General features: G+C 65.6%; 12 protein-coding genes. 6 read left to right on the top strand and 6 right to left on the bottom strand.

What is annotated here, in order from left to right; translation table 11 throughout:
- Nucleotides 1-135: 135 nt before the first annotated feature.
- Both NCR93_RS22255 and NCR93_RS22250 read right to left on the bottom strand, forming a co-directional pair.
- A complete protein-coding gene (locus NCR93_RS22255) occupies nt 136-918 on the bottom strand; it encodes an alpha/beta hydrolase (protein WP_175981129.1) in 783 nt (260 codons plus the stop codon).
- Between the two features lie 28 nt (nt 919-946).
- Nucleotides 947-1,294: a DUF4148 domain-containing protein gene (locus NCR93_RS22250; RefSeq protein WP_008348393.1), complete on the bottom strand. Its 348-nt coding sequence runs from the start codon at nt 1,292-1,294 to the stop codon at nt 947-949.
- A 398-nt stretch (nt 1,295-1,692) separates the two neighbouring features.
- Here NCR93_RS22250 and NCR93_RS22245 point away from each other — a divergent pair, with 398 nt between their 5' ends.
- The gene (locus NCR93_RS22245) at nt 1,693-2,070 is read left to right on the top strand and encodes a DUF3331 domain-containing protein (protein ID WP_175981127.1); all 378 of its coding nucleotides are present in this window, start codon (nt 1,693-1,695) and stop codon (nt 2,068-2,070) included.
- 15 nt (nt 2,071-2,085) lie between these two features.
- Here the strand turns inward: NCR93_RS22245 and NCR93_RS22240 are convergent, their stop codons facing one another.
- Nucleotides 2,086-3,711 (bottom strand): ABC transporter substrate-binding protein, encoded by a 1,626-nt coding sequence (locus tag NCR93_RS22240; RefSeq protein ID WP_175981125.1) that lies wholly within the window; start codon nt 3,709-3,711, stop codon nt 2,086-2,088.
- 144 nt (nt 3,712-3,855) lie between these two features.
- Between NCR93_RS22240 and NCR93_RS22235 the strand changes: the two genes are divergently transcribed.
- The 4 genes from NCR93_RS22235 (at nt 3,856) to NCR93_RS22220 (ending at nt 10,372) form a co-directional block, all read left to right on the top strand.
- The gene (locus NCR93_RS22235; RefSeq protein ID WP_175981123.1) at nt 3,856-4,866 is read left to right on the top strand and encodes a LuxR C-terminal-related transcriptional regulator; all 1,011 of its coding nucleotides are present in this window, start codon (nt 3,856-3,858) and stop codon (nt 4,864-4,866) included.
- Between the two features lie 256 nt (nt 4,867-5,122).
- On the top strand, nt 5,123-6,922 hold the full coding sequence (locus NCR93_RS22230) for an adenylate/guanylate cyclase domain-containing protein (RefSeq protein WP_175981121.1): 1,800 nt from the start codon (nt 5,123-5,125) through the stop codon (nt 6,920-6,922).
- A gap of 37 nt (nt 6,923-6,959) precedes the next feature.
- Nucleotides 6,960-8,282 carry a phosphatase PAP2 family protein gene (locus NCR93_RS22225; protein WP_175981119.1) on the top strand — a complete coding sequence of 441 codons (1,323 nt, stop codon included), beginning with the start codon at nt 6,960-6,962 and terminating at the stop codon, nt 8,280-8,282.
- The gene (locus NCR93_RS22220; RefSeq protein ID WP_175981117.1) at nt 8,279-10,372 is read left to right on the top strand and encodes a S8/S53 family peptidase; all 2,094 of its coding nucleotides are present in this window, start codon (nt 8,279-8,281) and stop codon (nt 10,370-10,372) included. Before NCR93_RS22225 ends, NCR93_RS22220 begins: the two co-directional genes overlap by 4 nt.
- A 7-nt stretch (nt 10,373-10,379) precedes the next feature.
- Here NCR93_RS22220 and NCR93_RS22215 read toward each other — a convergent pair whose 3' ends face one another.
- Complete coding sequence (locus NCR93_RS22215; protein ID WP_008348380.1) at nt 10,380-11,150, bottom strand: hypothetical protein; 771 nt, start codon at nt 11,148-11,150, stop codon at nt 10,380-10,382.
- A gap of 331 nt (nt 11,151-11,481) precedes the next feature.
- On the opposite strand from NCR93_RS22215, the gene NCR93_RS22210 reads away from it, so the two are divergent.
- Complete coding sequence (locus NCR93_RS22210; RefSeq protein WP_175981115.1) at nt 11,482-13,581, top strand: putative bifunctional diguanylate cyclase/phosphodiesterase; 2,100 nt, start codon at nt 11,482-11,484, stop codon at nt 13,579-13,581.
- On the opposite strand, the gene NCR93_RS22205 is transcribed toward NCR93_RS22210, so the two are convergent.
- Nucleotides 13,571-14,293 (bottom strand): PP2C family protein-serine/threonine phosphatase, encoded by a 723-nt coding sequence (locus tag NCR93_RS22205; protein ID WP_008348376.1) that lies wholly within the window; start codon nt 14,291-14,293, stop codon nt 13,571-13,573. The genes NCR93_RS22210 and NCR93_RS22205 overlap by 11 nt on opposite strands.
- A gap of 108 nt (nt 14,294-14,401) precedes the next feature.
- Nucleotides 14,402-15,004, bottom strand: coding sequence for a phosphatase PAP2 family protein (locus NCR93_RS22200; RefSeq protein ID WP_175981113.1), 603 nt, complete (start codon nt 15,002-15,004; stop codon nt 14,402-14,404).
- Nucleotides 15,005-15,045: the final 41 nt, after the last annotated feature.

The following is a 15,045-nucleotide window of genomic DNA, read 5'->3' as shown; positions in this document are numbered from 1 at the left end:
TCATTCGACGCCTCGTGCGCGACACGCGCGGCCACACACTATATAAGCCATGGACGGCGGATACGGCAAGAAGCGCAAACCCCAGACGAATGCGCGCGGCGTCATGCGTGCTGCACGACGCCGCGCGATTTTCACCTACTGCACCGCATGCTTCGCGGCATCTTCGATCACGGCCGCGACCTGCTGCGGCTTCGATTCGTACACGGAATGGCTCGCGCCCGGAATGACCGTGATGTGACTGTGCGCGCGTTCGTAGTACCAGCGTTCGAGATCCGGATTGATGATCTTGTCGCCGCCCGCCACGATGCCCCAGCTCGGTTTCGTCGTCCACGCCGCGGCGGAGAGCGGCGTCGTGAAGACTTGCGCCGCAGTCAGGATCTGCGAGCGCGATTCGAACGTCGCTTGCCTGAGCGGAAGATCGGCGGCGAAGTCTTTCGGGAAGACGGCGGGATTCAGATACGTATAGCCGTCCGCGGTCTTTTCGACGGCGTTCGTCTGCTTCGCGAGGAAGCTCGGCGTCTTCTTGCCGAGCGCGCCTTCGTCCTCGCCGACGTTCGGCGCATGCGCCGCGACATAGACGAGCCCGGCGACGTTCGGATGCACGCCCGCTTCCGTGATGACCGACCCGCCGTAACTATGACCGACGAGAATCGTCGGACCGTTCTGCAGGTCGAGGACGCGCTTGGTCGCGGCGACGTCCGCGTCGAGCGAGGTGAGTGGCTCCTGCACCATCGTGACGTGATAGCCGTCGCGCGTCAGGATGTCGTAGACCGGCTTCCATCCCGAGCCGTCGACCCATGCGCCATGCACGAGGACGATGTTCTTGATCGGCGCATGCGTTTGCGCGGATACATTCGCCGATGCCAACACGCCAGCCGATAACGCCAGTGCCGACGCGACTTGCAAAATTCGCTTCATGAAAGACTCCGCTAGTGCGAACGATGGATCAGCTGCCGAAGAACGGCTGGCAGAAGTCGGCCGGACCGACGCACGCGTTGTTCATCGCGGCATGCTTCGACGCGCTCGCTGCCGATGCGCTCGTGCCGGTCCGTACGCCGCCATAGGCTTGCGATGCGTCGGTGTGTTGCGCGGCGATTTTGCCTTCCGCTGCCTGAATGTCCGCCGGGTAATACGGATCGCTCGCGATCGCGGGGTTATAGCCGGCTTGCTCGACGGCGACGAGATCGGCACGGACTTGAGCGCGCGTAACGGGGCCGTTCGATTGCGCGAATGCGATCGCGGGCGCGGCGAGCGTGGCGACAACGAGAGAGAGGCTGACGAGGTACTTGTTCATGATCGACTCCGAGGTGGATTGAGTGATGCGATTGATCGGGTATCCGAAATAATTGATGTTCTTCGGTTTCCCTCGATAAGGCCGTTGGTCTGCGTTCGCGTTTCGACCTTGACGACACTGTATCGGCCACGGAACGGCTCGACTACACCTACGAAGGAGCGTGCGTGCACCAACCTTCGATGCATCGATTAAACGTTCGCGTGGCGTGCGCGCCGTGCATCCAGCCGTCTGTCTGATGCGCTCATACGAAGGTGTTAGTTTTCGCGGGCGCAGCCGCCGCGCGCATTAAACCTTGATATAGGCCGGCGCAACCATCGGGCAGTTGGCGCGCGATTTCGGTTTCATTACCTTGGAGTGGCGATGCCGATTCCACGCATTTCTTCGACAAGGAGCCGAACATGGCTGAAGCTGCACTCGCCCTCGATCCGTGGGCGCGAACGATCTTCCTGCTGACATCGTTGAGTGATGGCGCGAGCTTCGATGCGCCTTCGCCGAGGCGTCCTTTCGCGCAAGGCGGCGATCAACGCGTCGCGGTGAAGCTGATCGAGCGGCCATCGAGCACGACGGCGACCATCGAATGGCGCGACTCGACGCGCTGCTGTTATGGCGATCAGGTGTGGCGTGCGATGCGCGCGCGCACCGTCGGCGTATGCGCGATGAGCGGCGTCGAGATTCGTCGCGGCGATCGTGTTTATGCGCCGAATCCGCGTCCGGTTCCGGGCAATGCGGGCGCGATGATTCTCGCGTCGGTGCTCGATGAGCTGACACCGTCCTGAACTCGTCAGACGAAATCAGTCGATGCCGACGCCCCAGAAACGCGTCATGCCGAATCGATCGATCCTGAAGCCCATCACATTGCGCGCGACCGGCTGATAAACGGTCGCGTGCGCAATCGGCGTGAACGGAACCTGTTCCTTGAAGATTCTCTGCGCTTGCTGATAGCGCGCGGTGCGTGCATCGATATCGAGCGTGGCCCGCGCTTCCTTGATGAGATCGTCGTAGGGCTTGTAGCACCACTTCGCGAAGTTGCCGCCCTTCACGGCGTCGCAGCCGAGGAGCACGCCGAGCCAGTCGTCCGGATCGCCATAATTGCCGCTCCATCCGATGAGTAGCGCGTCATGCTCGCCGGCGCGCGCACGGCGTACGTACTCGCCCATTTCGTACGTGACGATCTCCGCCTGCACGCCGATCTTCGCCCAGTCCGCCTGAATCATCTCCGCCATGAGCCGCGCGTTCGGGTTGTACGCGCGTTGCACCGGCATCGCCCATAGCCTGAGTTTGAGTCCGTTCGCGTGACCCGCTTGCGCGAGCAACGCTTTCGCGCGTGCCGGATCGTACGGCGCGTCGCGAATGCCGAAGTCGTAGCCCCATTGCATCGGCGGCATCGGATTGGTTGCGGCGCGCGCGGTGCCTTGATAGACGGCGTCGAGTATCGCGTGCTTGTCGATCGACATGTCGAGCGCGCGGCGCACGGTCACGTCGTCGAGCGGCGCTCTGGACGTGTTGTAGGCGAGATAGCCCAGATTGAACCCCGGCTGATTCACGTCTTGCAGGCGCGCGTCTTTCCTGATCGACGCGATGTCGGCGGGACGCGGATAGCTCATCACCTGACATTCGCCCTGCCTGAGCTTTTGCAGGCGCACCATCGGATCGGTGGTGATCGAAAACGTCAGCGATTTCAGCCGGACGACGTTCGCCTTCCAGTATTGCGTGTTGCCCGCGAAGCGGATCGTCGCGTCTTTCGCGTAGTCGATAAACACGAAAGGACCGGTGCCGACCGGATGCCAGTTGATGTCGCTCGCGCGGCCCGCGGCGAGCAGCTTGTCGGCGTATTCGCGCGAGAGTATCGACGCGAAGGGCATCGCCATTTTCTGCAGGAAAGGCGCATCGATTCGTGCGAGCGTGAAGCGCACCGTATAGGGATCGGGCGCGTCGATGCGTTCGATGTTCGTCGCGAGACCGAGGTCGCGGAAATACGGAAACGACACGGGATAAGCGCGGCGAAACGGATGCTGTGCATCGCGCATGCGCTCGAACGTGAACACGACGTCGTCGGCGTTGAATTCGCGCGTCGGCGTGAAGTAGCCAGTCGTATGAAACTTGACGCCGTGGCGCAGATAAAACGTGTATTGAAGGCCATCCGGCGAGCGTTCCCACGACTGCGCGAGCCCCGGCTCGATATCGCCGTTTTCCCGATCGAACTCCACGAGCCGGTTGTAGACGGTATAGCCCGCCGCGCTCGCTTCGATCGACGACGTGAATTGCGCATCGTCGAATCCGGCGGGGCTGGCTTCGGAGCAGTACACGAGGCTTTTGTCGGGCACGCGCTGCTGCGCGGCGGCGAAATCGGCGATGCAGGCTTGCGCGACCAGCAGCGCATGAATCGCCCGCCATGCGTGCTTGCTTTTGCCTGTCATATGCGTGGCCTCGCAGTGTGCCGATGGCGAATGCAGTATAGGCAGCGCAGCACGCTCTTACAATTTGCGCACGGCATGCGCGCTTCGCATGACGAACGTTCGACCATCGCGCATGAGCGCGCGAGTCGGTATAGCATGCATCGCATGAAGATACTGTTGACCGGACCGGCGGGGCTGTTTCGCGAGGGCGTCGCGGCGCTCCTGCGGGGATTCGCGCAGGATGCCGAAGTGCACGCGGCCGACCGTCTTCCCGATCGATGGCCGGACGAACGCAAGCCCGATTGCATCGTCATGGACGGCGATCGTCTGAACGATGTCCGCGCGCAACTCGACGCCGCGCGCGAACGTGTCGGAACGACGCCCGTGATCGTGCTGTTGAACATGGCCACGCGCGAGCAAGTCGATGAACTGATCGCGACGGGCGTCGCCGGATGTGTCGAGAAATCCGCTTCGGCAGAGCTTCTTTTTGGTGCGATCGGCCTCGTGCTGGCAGGCGGCGTTTCGCTGCCGCGCTCGCTGCTTTCGTCGGAGAGAAGCGAATTGCGCATGCCGTCCGGAAACGTCGCGCCGGACCCGAACCTGCATCTGACGCCGCGTCAGCTCGAAGTGCTCGCGCTGCTCGCTCGCGGACGCTCCAACAAGACGATCGCGCGCGAACTCGATGTCGCCGAGGCCACGGTCAAGACGCATCTCACGACGATATTCAAGGCGCTGAACGTATCGAGCCGTGGCGAAGCGAGCGCGGTTGCGGCGCGCATGGCGAAGATCCGCGAGACGCAGGTCGATCACGCCATCAGCGGTCAGCTTCCGGTCGCGCGCCTGCTCGCCAGAATGGAAAGCCAGCGTTTCCGGCCCGGCGAAGTGCTGTTTCGCAAAGGCGATCCGAGCGGCCAGATGTTCTACGTCGAGAAGGGCACGGTGCGGCTTTCGGAGCTCGGCATCGAACTGGGCGCGGGCACGGTCCTCGGCGAAATCGGGCTCTTTTCGCCGGAGCATCGGCGCACGTCGACGGTGATCTGCAAGACGGACTGCGAGATGCGAACCGTTTCCGCCGCCGATGCCATTCGGCTCTACTATCAGGAGCCCGAATTCGCGCTTTATCTGGTGCAGCTCATCGCGAGCCGGCTGCAGGCCGACAAGGATCGAGGCGCTTAGGAACGCTTCCGTACATAGTGCGGAAAAGGCGCCTTGCTATTCACCGATGCAATGACTACGTTATGGTGTGCGGCAGACATTTCGTGACCCGAAACATCGGACGCGAGTAAAAGATGCCGGGCGTCGCGGCCATTCAAATCATCATCAAACACCGCGCGAGACCCGCGTCTGCCGTCCTGCTGCGCTTGATGCGATCTCGGTGAGAGCATGGGCCATCCGTTATCGAACGGACGCGCCGTCGATCGGTCTTGAAAGTATGAACGCGGAACTTGCCGGTACGGCCAATGTGTTGCAACGCGTCGTGCGTACGATCCTGTTCGCCGATCTCGTCGAGTCGTGCCGGCTCGCCGAAGCGGACGAAGCGGGAACGGCCGCGCGCTGGCGCAATCTGCGCGCGGTCATTGAAAACCGCATCGTGCCGGAGCATCAGGGGCGGCTGATCCGCACCGAAGGTGACGGCCTCATGATGCTGTTCGAGCACGCGTTGCCGGCGGCGCGTTGCGCGCTCGACATTCAGGCGGCGTGCAGGGCGAGCGCGGCCGATCGCGGCGACGGCAACGCCGCGGCCGAGCCGCTCATGTTGCGCGAGAGTCTGCACGAGACCGAGCTTTTCGCGGACGAGCGCGACGTCTACGGACGCGGCGTGAATCTGGCCGCGCGTCTCTACAACCTCGCCGGACCCGGCGAAATCGTGATGTCGGATTGCGTGCAGGCGCGGCTCGCGGGCGTTTTCGACGCGTGCATCGAGGATCTCGGCGAGTGTCATCTGCGGCATCTGGCGCATCCGGTGCACGCGTTCCGTCTCGGCGGACCGGGGCCGCGTCCGGTGATCGCGCCGAACGCCATCGGCGCGGCGGTGCTGCGGCCTTCGATCGCGGTGATTCCGTTCGCGTCGCGCTGCCTCGACGCGAGCCATGACGTGCTCGGGGAGATTCTCGCCGACGACATCATCATCGGTCTCTCGGGCAGCGACGAACTGCGCGTGATCTCTCGGCTATCCACGAGCGCGTTGCGTGACCGGAGCGCGAACGCGTCGCAGGCGGGCGCGCTGCTCGATGCGCGCTACGTGCTGTCGGGCGCGTATCGCACGCATGGCGGCAAGATCGTGCTCGCCGTCGAACTCGCCGATACCAAACTCGCTTGCGTCGTCTGGGGCGAAACGCTCACCGACAGCATCGACGCCGTCATCGCGGGCGAAAGCACGCTCGTCGCGCACATTCATACGTCGGTTGGCACGCGGATCGTGTCGCACGAGCTCGAACGCACGCGCAGCCAGTCGCTGCCGACGCTCGAAAGCTCGACCTTGCTGCTCGGCTCGATTGCGCTGATGCATCGCGGCGTGCGCGACGAATTCGAGCGCGCCGGCCAGATGCTCGACGTGCTCGCGGAACGCGCGCGCGGCCAGGCGACGCCTTACGCATGGCTCGCGAAATGGCATGTGCTGCGCTTCAATCGCGGCTGGACGACGGACCGCGTCGGCGAGGCGCATTCCGCGCTCGCCTGCTCGCGGCGCGCGCTCGACGCCGATTCGCGCTCGTCGATGGCGCTCGCGGTCGAAGGTTTCGTCCGCACGAATCTGCTCAAGCAGCTCGATGCCGGCGAGGATTGCTACGAGCGCGCGCTGGAGGCGAATCCCAACGATTCGCTCGCGTGGCTGCTCAAGGGAACGCTTCATGCATTCAAGGGCGAGGGCGACGAAGCCGTCGCGGCGACGGGACATGCGCTCGCGCTCTCGCCGCTCGATCCGCTGAAGAGTTTCTACGAGTCGCTCTGCGCGACGGCGGCGCTTTCCGCGCGCCAGTACGAGCGCGTGATCGAACTCGCGGAGCATTCGCTGCGCAACGGGCCGAATAACACGTCGACCTTGCGCGCGCTCGCGATCGCGCAGGCGGAACTCGGTCTCGTCGACGATGCGCGGCTCACGATCCGCAAGGTGCTCGCGATCGAGCCGCATCTCACCGTGCGCGGCTTTCTGGAGCGTTCGCCGAGCGCGGCGTTCGAGACGGGCCGCATCTGGTCGGACGCGCTGCGGCGCGCGGGTTTGCCGTTGCAGTAGCCCGCGGGCATTCCTGACGAAGCAAAGAGGTGAACAAATGGCGACTCTTGGCGGAGTGGGCGGCGTAGGTGGTGTCGGTGGCGTGGGCGGCGTCGGTGGCGTGGGCGGCGTCGGTGGCGTGGGCGGCGTCGGGGGAGTGGGAGGCGTCGGCGGAGTCGGCAGCGCCGACATGCTCGGCGGCGCCGAATCGCAGACGATGGGTCTCATCGGCCATCGCGACGGCATCTGCGGGCCGTGGCAGCCGGGTCAGCCGTTTGGGATCAATCCCGAAGAGGACGAATTCCGGACGGACGCGAACGGCAATCCCGTTCGCAATCTCGACGACAACGGCCAGCTCTGGCGCTGGGACGACTGGGTGCGGGCGAGCGTGTTCGACTTCGAACTGGTGTCGAATCTCGCCTTCACGCTCTCGCCAAAGGATGCGGAAGAGGAGGCTGGCGGGACCGGCGTGACGCTGTGGGATCGCGGTTTCAGGATCGACCCGAACGACACCGCGCCCAAGTTCGATCCGCCCAAGCTGATCGTTCAGATGCATCGGCCGGGCAAGGACGTGTTCGTCAAGCAGCTCACGTTTATGGATCGCTACTCCGACCTGCGCGCCGAACGGGCCAACGAAACGCTGCTGCAGATGGGACCGCAAGCAGCCTTCTGGAGCTCGATTCTTTTCCTGAGTCCGCAGCGCACGCCGAAGACGCTCGAACTGCTCGCGACGGCGGTGCGTTTCGCGATCGCCGTGGAAATGCGTTTCAAGCACGCGCTCGCGTGCAGCCGCGCGATCGACTATTCGCCGCAAGTTCAGCCGATGATCCCGACGCCCGGCCACGGCTCGCTGCCGAGCGGACATTCGACGCAGGCGTACATCGTCGCGGGCGTGATGAACGATTTCTTCCGAGATTTACGCAACGCGCCGATGGCGACCGGCGCGCAGCCGTCGACGGCGCTGCACACGCAGCTTTACGCGCAGGCGCGGCGCGTCGCGCTCAACCGCACGATCGCGGGCGTGCACTTCCCGGTGGACACGGCGGCGGGGCATCTGCTCGGGACGACGCTCGCGGAGTATTTCGTGCATCGCTGCAAGATTGACGGCGATCGGGGCACCTTCACGCCGCGCACGTTCCGGGGCGACCAGTTCGACGGCGAAGAGGACTTCAACGATCAGGAGCCGCTCCTCTGGCCCGCCAACGCCACCGCCGCGCAGCAGACCGATCCGCCGACGATGGTGTCCCCCGATTACCCGCATATCTGGCTCGGCAAGCCGAAGCCGACGGGCGCAGGCTCGCCGATTCTCGCCTGGCTATGGAACGAGGCGAAGAACGAGTGGAACGGCAAGGGCTTGAGCGGAAATCGCGTGCCGACATGAACGCGATCTGGCAGGTCCATTCGGATGCCACGCCGCTGCTGGACGAAACCGAAGCCGGCGTGCTGGGCGTAACGCGCGCCGATCCATACCTCGTGTGGGCCGTTCTCACGCGATTCGCAGACCTGGGCGGCCCGCCGCCGGGCTTCGTGCCGATCGCCATCGAGACGGCGCAGGGCACGACGGCGCGCAAGCTCGCCGAGACGGTGCAGGGCAAGAGCGGGATATGGATGTCGGCGCTCTATCGTCATCCGGCCGCGGGTCTCGAAAACACGCGCTTTTGCACCGCATTCGTGACGGCGGCGTTTCTCGAACATCTGAAGACCGATCTCGCCGACATGATCGAGCGCTTCACGCTCGCGATGCCGGTGCTGGCCGGCGAGCCGCCGCGCAGCGATCCCGTGCCGGTCACGAATCAGGACAAGCTCGCTCACGCGCCGCGTCGCCATGGCGCGCCCAAGGTCGTCGTGGTCGGCGCATGCGACGACGCCATCGCGTTCGCGCACGCGCATTTTTACGCCGATGCAGCCGGCACGGACTCGCGCGTGCGCTGTTTCTGGAATCAGGACGATCCGGCCAACGACGCGCAAGGGCTCGGATACGGGCGCGAGTTCCTCTCGGCGGACATTCACAAGCGGATGAACGACGCGCGGCGCGACGGCGTCATCGACGAAGAGGCGCTCTATCGCGATGCGGGCGCGACGGCGCTCGCCCGCGGATGGACGCACGGCACCGCGACGCTGGACCTCGCCGCGGGCGTCGATTTGCGGCGGCCCGATCTTTCGGCGCCGAATCCGAATCGAGCGCCGGATCCGCCGCCCGAACTGGTCGCCGTGCAATTCCGTCAGCCGGGCCGGACCGTGCGCGACACGTCCGGCCTCTGGCTCGACGCGCAGGCGCTCGATGCGTTGCGCTACATCATCGCGCGCACGCGGGACATTGCCGGCGATGTGAGCCGCGCGTTCATCAATATGAGCTATGGCTATTTCGCCGGTCCGCACGACGGCACGTCGATGCTCGAATGCGCGATGGACGAGCTCTCGCAAACGCAAGCCTGCTCGATCACGCTCCCGGCGGGCAACAGCAATCTCGACCGCTGTCACGGCACGCTGTCCATCGCAAAGGACGCGACAGAAGAACTGCGCTGGCGCGTGTTGCCCGAGTGTCTGACGCCGAGTTTCGTCGAAATCTGGCTGCCCGATATAGGAGATTCGAACATCGAAGTCGCGGTGCGGCCGCCCGGCGGCGGCGCGAGCGCGGGAATCCAGCCCGGCAGCGTCGCCGCCTGGACGCTCGGCAGCGAGCGCCTGTGCACGGTCGTGCATCTCGGCCGCGGCGCGCGCGGCAAACCGCCGATGATTCTCGTCGCGCTCGCGCCGACGATGACGCGCGACCCGAACCGGCGTCCCGCGCCGAGCGGCGACTGGATGATCGAGCTGAAGAATGCCAACCAGAACAGTGACATCGAAGTCCAAGCCTGGGTGCAGCGCAACGAGACGCCCTTCGGCTTCCCCGTACGCGGACGCCAGTCCCGCTTCGACGACGATGCTTACGTGCGCTTCGACAAATACACCGCGCCGCAGGACTACGACGGCCCCAATCCGCCGAGCTGGATCCGTCGCGAGGGCACGCTCAGTTCGATTGCGACGGGCTTTCAGACGTGCGTCGTCGGCGGCTATCGCAAGCAGGACCTGGCCACCGCGCCTTACTCCTCGTCGGGCTTCGACCGCGCGGGCAAGCCGCCCGATCGCGCCGGGCCCGACGTGGCCGCCGTATCGGATCGCTCGATCATCCGCAAAGGCGTGATGGCGGCGGGCACGCGCAGCGGCTCGGCGCTTGCGTTCGAGGGCACGAGCGCCGCCGCGCCGCAAATCCTGCGCAAGATCGCGGTGTCGCCGCCCGAGGGCGCCACCTTTTCGACGACGCCCCGTCAAGACACGCGCAACAAGGCGACGTTGCAGACGATCACGTCCGCCGGCGTCACCGAGCAAGGCCGCAAGCTCGACGCGGACGAGCGGGGCCGGCGCGTGTCGCAGGGCAACGTCGGCGCGGGCATCGTGAAAACGCCGCCGACGGACATCGAAGACCGCTGACGCCCGCTCATTCGTGCGCTTCTAGCGCGAGCAGATTCAGCACGATCAGGATCGCGTCGCGGTTCTCCGGCGCGATCGCGATGCCGAGCGTGTCCTCCATCCAGCGGCCGATTTTCGTCGCGGCGAAGGATTTCGGCGTCGCTTTCTTCTTCATCGTCACGCCGAGCTTGCGCGCGCGATAGTGATACGACGGCACCTCGTACCGGTCCGCGACGGCCTTGAGCCCGCCCTTGCGTTCGCCGCACGCGCCGAGACTCCCCGCGAGGACGATCCGGTCCGGCGCATCGAGCGCCGCGACGAACGCGCGCGCGAGACCGCGCACGTCCGCCTCGCTCAGACCGAATTCGGCGAGCGCGGCTGCCACCGGATCGTCGGGAGCGTGCGCGCGCGAATCGACTTCGGCCTGCACGCCGTCGATCTCGATCGACAGATTGCGCTGCAGGCTCGCGCTGCGCAGACAGTCGATCAGGAAGCGGCGAAAGTACGCGCACAGCGCATGCGCCGTGGACGGCGCGCTCTCCGGCGACGCGTGCGACGGGCGCTGCTCGAAGTCGAGCCGCAACACGCGCGAGAAGAAGAATTGCGAGATCAGCTCCTCCTTGTCCTCGGGCAGTCCGCGCAACTCCGACGGGTAATAGCCGCGCAGCGCCGCCAACACCAGCTTGTAGATCTGGCCGATTTCGCTGTCGGAGAGACTCGTCCGGCGATGCCACAGTTCGGCGAGCGTCGACGTTTCGAGCGCGAAGGCGCTTGCGTCGCGATGAGTCAGCGCGTCCATGATGACGCTCCCGTTCCCCTGAATCCTCTGTGCGTGAACATGGCCCCTCCTGCGTTTGCTGCGCCGCCCGGCGCGTGGCCCGAGGCGTGTCGGCTTTTCAGCCGTTCCTGCGAGCCGGCGCTTTCAAATTAGTCACGGCGGGGCGCGCGCAAAATCGGCTGGATGGCCTACATCGAAAGTCGTAGAAAGGGGATGGCCATAAAGTTTTCGGCTGACCGGCCGATAGCGCATGAGGAATCGAGCGCCGGGCGTCATCTCGGCGTGGGCCTGAGGCGGTCGAACCGCAAGAAAAAGCAGTCGCAAAAGACTGACAAGAAACGAGAGAGGGCCGATGACTGGTGTCTACAATCCGCTGCTGGTCTGCCTGTCGCTGGTGGTCGCGTTCCTCGCGTCCTACACGGCGATGGAGCTGTCCGGCGGCCTGAATGCGCTTGCGAGCGCGAAACGCCGCCCCGCCTGGCTTGCCGGCGGCGCGGTGTCGATGGGCGTCGGCATCTGGTCGATGCACTTCATCGGCATGCTCGCGTTCTCGCTGCCGATTCCCGTCGGCTACGACGTGTCCATCACGGCGGCGTCGCTCGTGCTCGCGATCGGCGTGTCGTTCATCGCGCTCGCCACCGCGAGCCGGGGCGCGCTATCGTGGCCGCGCCTCGTCGTCGGCGGCACGATCATGGGCGTCGGCGTCGCGGCGATGCACTTCACCGGCATGCGCGCGATGGAGATGTCGCCGGGAATCGACTACACGGTCTGGAAAGTGGCGCTGTCGGTCGCGGTCGCGATCTTCGCGTCGATGGCCGCGCTCTGGCTCGCGTTCACGCTGCGCGCGTCGAACGTGGAGAACCGCGTCGTCAAGCGGCTCGGCGCGGCGATCATCATGGCGGTCGCCATCACCGGCATGCACTATCTGGGCATGGACGCGGCCAACTTCGCGCCGGGCAGCCTCTGCCTCGCCGATGCCAAACTCGACGCGAACTGGCTCGCGCTCGTCGTCACGGCGATGTCGTTCACCGTGCTCGTCGGCACGCTCGCGCTGTTCGCGCTCCACACGAGCAGCCTGTCGATCTCGCTGAAGCGCGCGAACCGGCAACTGCGCTATCTCGGCACGCACGACGCGCTCACGAGGTTGCCGAACCGCCAGCAACTCACGCTGCGCATCGCGCAGGCGATCGAAGACGGCGCGCGCCGCGCGTCGCCGTTCGCGGTGCTCTTCATCGATCTCGACGGCTTCAAGTCGATCAACGATTCGCTCGGTCATGGCGTCGGCGACGATCTGCTGCAGGTATGCGCCGAGCGTCTGCGCGAGGATTTGCGCCATACCGACATGGTCGCGCGGCTCGGCGGCGACGAATTCGTGATCGTGGTCGGGAACGCGGCGGACACCTCGGCGGCAATGACGGTCGCCAATGGCGTGCTGGGGCGTCTCTCGCAGGAGATCGTCGTCAACGGCTTGCCGCTGCGCGTGAGCGCGAGCATCGGCATTGCGTTTCATCCGCGCGACGGCGCGAACGCCGACGAACTGCTCCACAGCGCCGACGCCGCCATGTACGCCGCGAAGCAGAGCGGGCGCAATACGGTCCGCGTGTTCGAGCCGCAGATGAATCACACGGCGCTCAGGTCGCTGATCCTGCAACGTGACCTGCATCGCGCGTTGAGCGACGACCAGTTGAGCCTGTCGTTTCAGCCGAAGTTCAGCGTCGCGTCGCAATCGGTGACGGGCGTCGAGGCGCTGATTCGCTGGCGTCATCCGGAGCTCGGCGAAATCGCGCCGCTCGAATTCATTCCGATCGCCGAGCGCTCCGGCCTCATCGTCGAAATCGGCGACTGGGTGTTGCGCGAAGTGTGCCGCAACATCGCGCGATGGGACGCGGACGGCCTGCCGGCGATCTCGGTCTCGGTGAATCTGTCGCCGATCCAGTTCAACGTGCCCGATCTCGTCGCGCGCGTCGATGCGCTGATCGCCGCGTCCGGCGTCGATCCGTCGCGCCTCATGTTCGAGATCACCGAATCGACGGCGATGCAGAACATCGAACGGACGAGCCGCACGATCGAGGCGCTGCAAGCGCGCGGCTACGCCGTGGCCATCGACGATTTCGGCACCGGGTATTCGAGCCTCTGCTATCTGCAGCGCTTTCGTTTCGATCAGATCAAGATCGACGGCTCCTTCGTGCGCGATCTCGATTCGTCCGGGCAGCGCGGCAGCGCGTTGCTGTCGGCGGTCGTGACGCTCGCGCGCGCGTTGCAGATCGAGGTCGTCGCGGAAGGCGTCGAAACGCAGTCGCAATTCCGCACGCTCGGCGAACTCGAATGCGATCAGATGCAGGGTTTTCTGCTGAGCCGGCCGATGCCCGCGGCGGAACTTCCGGGCTTCTTGAGCAGCATGGCGGGACGGATCGTCGCGTCCGGCCGCGCCTGCGCCGCGCCTATCGGCTGACGCGCGGCGCGCCCGCCCACAACGCGATCGCGCTCAGATTGTCCGCGCCGGCGGGCGCGTTGCGGCGCGCACGAGCCGCGAGCGCGGCGAGCCAGCTTGCGGCGTCGCCGGCATCGTCGATCGAATCGATCATCGACGCTTCGTCGAGATGTTCCCAGAAGCCGTCGCTGCAGACGAGAAACGCGTCGCCATCCTCGATCGGAAAGGGCACGCGCGCGGCTTCGATCTTCAGTTCGTCGTCGGTGCCGAGCGCCGTGTGCATCACGCTGCGCAGCCGGTATGGCTGCGCGCTGCCCTGATCGAGCGTCTGCAGGACGATGCGTCCGTTCCTGAAACAGTAGATGTGCGTGTCGCCGCAATGCGCCCAGTTCGCGTGTGCGCCTTGCGGGTCGATCGTGAGGATCGCGGCGGTCGAGCGCATGCGTTCGCGCGTGCCGCCGGCCGATTGCGCATCGACGATCGCGCGGTTCGCGGCGAGCATCGCATCGGCGAGTTGTCCCGTTTCGACGCTCTCGCCGCGCGTCGCGCAATCGCGCAGCACGTCGCGCATGGTGTCGACGACGAGTTGCGCCGCGACGTCGCCGCCGCCGAGACCGCCCGCGCCATCGGCGACGATGCCCGCGATCAGCCGGCGATGCGCGACCAGCACGAGCCGGTCTTCGTTGCTGTTGCGACCGCCCGGATCGGTGAAGCTGGCGAGATCGAATCGCATGGAGCTACCTTGAAGGCTTGTCATGGTTGGCGAACGTCGATGAGCGATGCGCGGGCCTTCCGCGCGGGCTACGCGATCAAGACGAACGCGCGTCCGCGCTTTTGAAACTCAAGGCGCGAGCCAGCCACGGCGAATCGGCCACGACGCGGCCTTGCGATAGAGCGCAATCAGCAAGCGCATCAGCGCTTCTCCGGCACGCGCCCAGAGCGGCGCGACGAGCGCATACGCGATGCACGCGACTCCGATTGCGCCCGCCATATCGAGCGGAAAATGCACGCCGATGCGGACCCGCGCCCACGCGACCGCGACGCCCGCGAGCGCGGCAAGCAGGCCGTCATGCCAGAGACGCGCAAGCAGCAATGTCAGCGCGACGCTGGCGAAGAGCGTCCCGTGATCGCTCGGAAACGACGAATCGGGCACATGCTCGATGAACGTATGGCCGAGGCCGATCATGAACGGCCGCGGATGCATCCACAGCATGCCGATCAGCTGATTGAGCCCGAGCGCGAGGAACGTGACGCAGCACGCGCGCACGGCCGCGCCGCGTTGAAGGCGGCCGCCGAAGAGCCACATGAACGCGAGCAGCGCGGGAATGAGATAAACGAGATCTTCGGCGATGGCGATGGCAACGTCGATTTGCCATAGCGGCGTGGCGGCTCGCGCGTTGATCGCAAGGAACCACGCGCGGTTGAGCGCTTCGAGTGCATTCATGCGGCAGTTTCGCTGGTTACGATGATCCGGCCGATCGTATC

The sequence above is a fragment of the Caballeronia sp. ATUFL_F1_KS39 genome, assembly GCF_023630985.1.
Classification (GTDB): domain Bacteria; phylum Pseudomonadota; class Gammaproteobacteria; order Burkholderiales; family Burkholderiaceae; genus Caballeronia; species Caballeronia zhejiangensis.
This window is presented reverse-complemented; position numbering and strand designations above follow the sequence as displayed.